The organism is Roseomonas rosulenta, from assembly GCF_016106005.1.
Classification (GTDB): Bacteria; Pseudomonadota; Alphaproteobacteria; order Acetobacterales; family Acetobacteraceae; genus Neoroseomonas; species Neoroseomonas rosulenta.
On sequence record NZ_JACADR010000307.1, the window covers coordinates 1 to 4,936 of the forward strand.

Annotated in this window: 4 protein-coding genes and 1 pseudogene; 4 read left to right on the forward strand and 1 reads right to left on the reverse strand. The window is 75.5% G+C overall.

From position 1 onward, the window contains the following. A pseudogene (locus HW578_RS22815) lies at window positions 1-420 on the forward strand (hypothetical protein); the annotation flags it as partial. Then, entirely contained in the window at window positions 417-1,637 is a 1,221-nt protein-coding gene (locus HW578_RS22820; RefSeq protein WP_198373011.1) for an MFS transporter, read from the forward strand. The pseudogene HW578_RS22815 and the gene HW578_RS22820, both read left to right, overlap by 4 nt. A 9-nt stretch (window positions 1,638-1,646) precedes the next feature. On the opposite strand, the gene HW578_RS22825 is transcribed toward HW578_RS22820, so the two are convergent. Beyond that, on the reverse strand, window positions 1,647-2,723 hold the full coding sequence (locus tag HW578_RS22825; protein WP_198373012.1) for an NAD(P)H-dependent flavin oxidoreductase: 1,077 nt from the start codon (window positions 2,721-2,723) through the stop codon (window positions 1,647-1,649). A gap of 78 nt (window positions 2,724-2,801) precedes the next feature. Here HW578_RS22825 and HW578_RS22830 point away from each other — a divergent pair, with 78 nt between their 5' ends. Together HW578_RS22830 and HW578_RS22835 are read left to right on the forward strand one after the other, a co-directional pair. Then, the gene (locus HW578_RS22830) at window positions 2,802-3,425 is read left to right on the forward strand and encodes a ribonuclease HII (RefSeq protein ID WP_198373013.1); all 624 of its coding nucleotides are present in this window, start codon (window positions 2,802-2,804) and stop codon (window positions 3,423-3,425) included. A 265-nt stretch (window positions 3,426-3,690) separates the two neighbouring features. Then, on the forward strand, window positions 3,691-4,776 hold the full coding sequence (locus HW578_RS22835; protein WP_198373014.1) for a site-specific DNA-methyltransferase: 1,086 nt from the start codon (window positions 3,691-3,693) through the stop codon (window positions 4,774-4,776). Window positions 4,777-4,936 lie beyond the last annotated feature (160 nt).

Here is a 4,936-nt window from a genome sequence, read left to right on the forward strand (position 1 = left end):
CGGCGCTGGACGCATGGCGAGGCGGCGCGCGAGGCCAGGCTGTGCTGGAACCACCTGGCCGGGCGGCTTGGCGTGGCGGTGCACCGGCGCCTCACCGGGCAGGGCTGGCTCACGCCCGCGCCGGGCGGCTGGAGTGCCTCGGCCGAGGGGCGCGCGCGGCTGGCGGCGAGCGGCATCGACCTCGACAGCGCCGCCGCCGCGCGGCACTTCGCCTGCGACTGCATGGACTGGTCCGAGCGCCGCCCGCATCTGGCCGGCGGGCTGGGGCGCGAGATGGCCAGGGCCTGGATGGCGCGCGGCTGGCTCCGCCGCGCAGCGGCGACGGGGGAGGGCGACATCCTCGCGCGCCGGCGCCTCACGCTCACGCCGGAGGGCGCGCGCGGGCTGCGCGAGGGCTTCGGGATCGACGCGTCGGCATGAGCGCTGCCGCGGCGATGATGGCGGCGGCCGCCGCCATGACGGGGCTGTCGCAGTTCCATCGCGCAGCACTTGGCGTGGTGGCGCCGGATCTCTCGGCCGAGCTCGCGCTCAGCCCGGCGGTGCTGGGCGCGGCGAACGGGATGTTCTTCGCGGCGCTGCTGGTTGCGCAGGTGCCGGTCGGGATCGCGCTCGACCGGGCGGGACCGCGGCGGACCGTGGGCGCGCTGACGGGCATCGCCGTGCTCGGCGCGGGGTGCCAGGCCTTCGCGACGGATGGCGCGACGCTGCTGGCGGCGCGCTTCGTGGTCGGGCTCGGTTCGGCGGCATCCTTCATGGCGGCGGTGGTGCTCTGCGCGCGCTGGCATTCGGGTGCTGCGATGACGCTGGCGCTCTCGCGCGTCTTCGCGTTGTCGCAGATGGGCATATTGCTGGCGGGGGCGCCGCTCGCCGCGCTGGCGGGGTGGCTCGGCTGGCGCGGGGCGCTCGGTGGTTCGGCGCTGCTGACCGCGGCCTGCGGGGCGCTGTGGTGGGCGCTGGTGCGCGACGACCCGCCCGACCGGCCGCCGGTGTTCCGCCAGCCCGAGACATTGCGGGAGGCGCTGCTGGGCCAGGTCTCGATCTGGCGGCTGCCGGGGCTGCCGCGGGTGCTGTCCATGCACCTTGTGGCCTATGCCGCGGCGGCGACGGTGCTGGGGCTCTGGGCCGGGCCGTATCTCGCGGATGTGCATGGGCTCGATGCGGCCGGGCGCGGCTGGGTGCTGGCGGCGATGGGGGTGGCGATGCCGGTGGGGCTGCTGGCGGTCGGGCCGCTCGAACGGCGCTTCGGGCCGCGGCGGCGGATCGTGACGGCGGGGGCGCTGCTGTCGGCCGCGATGCTGGGCGGGCTAGCGGCCTGGCCGGGCGCCCCGCTGCCCGCGGCGATCGTGCTGCTGGTGCTGCTGGTGCTGTTCTCCGCCTATCCGGTGCTGGTGGTGGCGGAGGCGCGCACGCTGTTCGCCGACGGCCAGGTGGGGCGCGGCGCGACCACCGTGAACCTCGCGCAGGTGCTGGGCTCGGCGCTGCTGCCGATGCTGGTTGGGGCGGTGGTGGGGGTCTTCGCCGAGGCCGGCGGGGTGCGGCCGGAAGCGGCCTATCGGGCGGGATTCGCCGTGCTCGGCGCGGCGCTGCTGGCGGGGGTGGCGGGGTGGATGCTACTGCCGCGCGGGGCGGCGCGGTAGGCGCCACCTTCAGGGCAGCAACGCCCGCGCCTCCTCCCACAGCCGCGCGGCCAGGGCGCCGGCGGGTTCCGCCGAAGCGAGCCGCGCCGCCTGCCCCGCCCACATCTGCATCGCGGCCGCGTCATTCGCCGCCTCGGCCGCCGCGCGCACCGGCGCGAACAGCGCGCGCTGCACCGGATAGTCCGCGGCGGGCGGCGCGGCGGCACGCACCACCGCATTGGCGATGCCCCGCCCGAGCCGGCCCGAGAAGATGCGCGTGAGCATCGTGCCCTCGGGCTCCGCCGCCGCGATGGCGTCGCTCCAGGCGGGGGCGATGCCGGCCTCGGGGCAGCGCAGGAACCCCGTGCCGATCTGCACCGCGCTGGCGCCCAGCGTCAGCGCCGCCGCGATGCCGCGCGCATCGGCGATGCCCCCGGTGGCGATGACGGGCACGTCGAGTGCGTCAGCGAAGCGCGGGATCAGCGCGAGCCCGCCGGTGAGCTGCCCCTCTGCCGCCGTCGCGTCGAAGGCGCCGCGATGCCCGCCGGCCTCGGCACCCTGGGCCACGATGGCATCCGCCCCGGCGGTGACCGCGGCGCGCGCCTCGGCGAGCGTGGTCGCGGTGGCGAACCAGGCGATGCCGCGCGCCTTCGCCGCCGCCACCACCTCGGGCGGGAAGACGCCCATGATGGAGGAGATCACGGCCGGCCCGGCCTCGATCATCGCCGCGCATTGCGCCGCGAAGTCGGGCAGGAAGGGGCCCTCGGGGATGGCGGGGCGCGGGCCGAAGGCGGCCAGGAAATCAGCCATCGCCGCCTCGCGCGTGGCATCGCGCGCGGGCGGCGGGTCGGGGATCCAGAGGTTCACCTGGAAGGACCCGTTCGATGCCGCGCGGAAGGCGCGCGCCCAGTCGGCGATGCCGGCCGGCGTGGTGTTCAGCGCGCCCAGCGCGCCCATCCCCCCGGCATTGGCCACCGCGGCGGCGAGGCCGGGCGGCGAGGCGCCGGCCATGGGCGCCAGCAGGATCGGCAGGCGCAGGCCGAAGCGTTCGCAGAAGGCGGCGGCGCGGGTGGCCTGCGGCCTCGATACGGGCGTGCTCGATGCCATGGGCTGCGTCCTCCGGTCGGAAGCGAAGGCTAGCGCCGCCGGTGCGGGCACGCCATGGCGGGCGTGCTACCCTGCGGCATGACCCGCCAACGCCCCGATCTCAGCGCCGAAGCCGGCCAGGGCCGCGTCGCCGGCATCGACGAGGCCGGGCGCGGGCCGCTCGCCGGGCCGGTGGTCGCCGCGGCGGTGGTGTTCCTGAATCCGCCGTCGCGCGACCTCGTCGCGCTGATCGACGATTCGAAGCGTCTGAAGCCGGCGCAGCGCGAGGCCGCCTTCGCCGCGCTACGCGACGCCGCGCGGGCCGGCGTGGTGGAGTGCGCGATCGGCGCCGCCTCGGCCATCGAGATCGGGCGCGTCAACATCCTGCGCGCCACGCACCTCGCCATGGCGCGCGCGGTGGCACGGCTGCCGCGCGCGCCGGACCTGGCACTGGTCGACGGCAACCAGGCCCCGCCCCTGCCCTGCCCGGTGCGCTGCCTGGTGGGCGGCGATGCGCTGTCGCTGTCGATCGCGGCCGCCTCCATCCTGGCGAAGGTGGTGCGCGACCGGGCGATGGCGCGGCTCGACCCGCGCTGGCCCGGCTATGGCTTCGCGCGCCATGCCGGATACCCCACCGCGGCGCATCTCGCGGCCCTGCGCAGCCTCGGCCCCTGCCCGCACCACCGGCGCGGCTTCGGGCCGGTCGACGACCTGTTCGGCTGACCCCGCGCCCCAGCGCCAGGCCCACCGGCGCACCACGGCGGATCGAGGCCCTGTCTCGATCCGGGAGCGCACAGCGCGACCGCGCCCAGACCGCCAATGGCGCCCGGCGCGCCAGTGCGTGGCGCGCAAGCCAAGCGCGCGGACGCGCGCGCCGGCGTCTGAGGCAAGCAAAGGGCGCACGCCGGCGCCCGAGGCAATCGAATGATTGACCTGCCGAGTCGCGCGAGCGATTCTGCGGGCTTCGCGGGGGAATGGGGTTTCGCGCTTGGGCACGCAGATCGATCTGCCGCTCGACCAGGTTCTGGTCGGGGATTGCATCGCGTGGCTGAAGCACCTGCCGCCGGCCAGCGTGCACGCCATCTTCGCCGACCCGCCCTACAACCTGCAGCTCAAGGGCACTCTGCGGCGGCCCGATGATTCGCTGGTCGATGGCGTGGACGACGCATGGGACCGCTTCGCGGATCTCGGCGCATACGATGCCTTCACGCGCGAATGGCTGGCCGAATGCCGCCGCGTGCTGCGAAAGGACGGCACCATCTGGGTGATGGGCGCCTACCACAACGTGTTCCGCCTGGGCACGGCGCTGCAGGACCAGGGCTACTGGATCCTCAACGACGTCATCTGGCGCAAGTCGAACCCGATGCCGAATTTCCGCGGCCGGCGCTTCACCAATGCGCATGAGACGCTGGTCTGGGCGGCGCGCAGCCCGGACTCCCGCTACCGCTTCAACTACGCGGCCATGAAGGCGCTCAACGACGACCTGCAGATGCGCAGCGACTGGTTGATCCCGCTGTGCACCGGCGGCGAGCGCCTGCGCGACGATGCGGGTGCCAAACTGCACCCGACCCAGAAGCCCGAGGCGCTGCTGCATCGCGTGATCCTGTCCTGCACCGCGCCGGGCGAGGTGATCCTCGATCCGTTCCTCGGTTCGGGCACCACGGCGGCAGTGGCGAAGCGGCTCGGGCGGCGCTTCATCGGGATCGAGCGCGAACAGGCCTATGCCGACGCCGCGCTCGCGCGCATCGTCGCGACCGAACCGGCGCCCGAGGACGCGGCCGCGGCCCTGCCCTCGAAGAAGGAACAGCCGCGCATCCCCTTCGGCACGCTGGTCGAGCGTGGCCTCGTGCCCGCCGGGTCGCGCCTGTTCGACCGCCAGAAGCGCTGGGAGGCGACGGTCGGCGCCGATGGCACGCTGCGCTGCGGCCTCGCCACCGGGTCGATCCACAAGGTCGGCGCCGCGGTGCAGGAGGCGCCCTCCTGCAATGGCTGGCTGTTCTGGCACATCGAGCAGCGCGACGGGCGGCTCAGGGTGATCGACGAACTGCGCGAGGACGTGCTGCGGCAGATGTAGCGCTCAGGCGCGACACGGCCTTGCGCGCCCGCTACGCTCGCCCCCGGACAGCCAGGCAGGAGGCGATCGTATGAGCGAGACGGTGAGCGGGGCCGGCGCGCCCGAGCCGCGCATGGCGCAGCCCCCGGCCGGCGCGCCCCAGCAGCGCGCAGCGCCGCCC

Coding starts and splice junctions, on each gene's coding strand:
- HW578_RS22825 (WP_198373012.1), bottom strand. CDS start 2,723: ATGGCATCGAGCACGCCCGTATCGAGGCCGCAGGCCACCCGCGCCGCC.
- HW578_RS22820 (WP_198373011.1), top strand. CDS start 417: ATGAGCGCTGCCGCGGCGATGATGGCGGCGGCCGCCGCCATGACGGGG.
- HW578_RS22830 (WP_198373013.1), top strand. CDS start 2,802: ATGACCCGCCAACGCCCCGATCTCAGCGCCGAAGCCGGCCAGGGCCGC.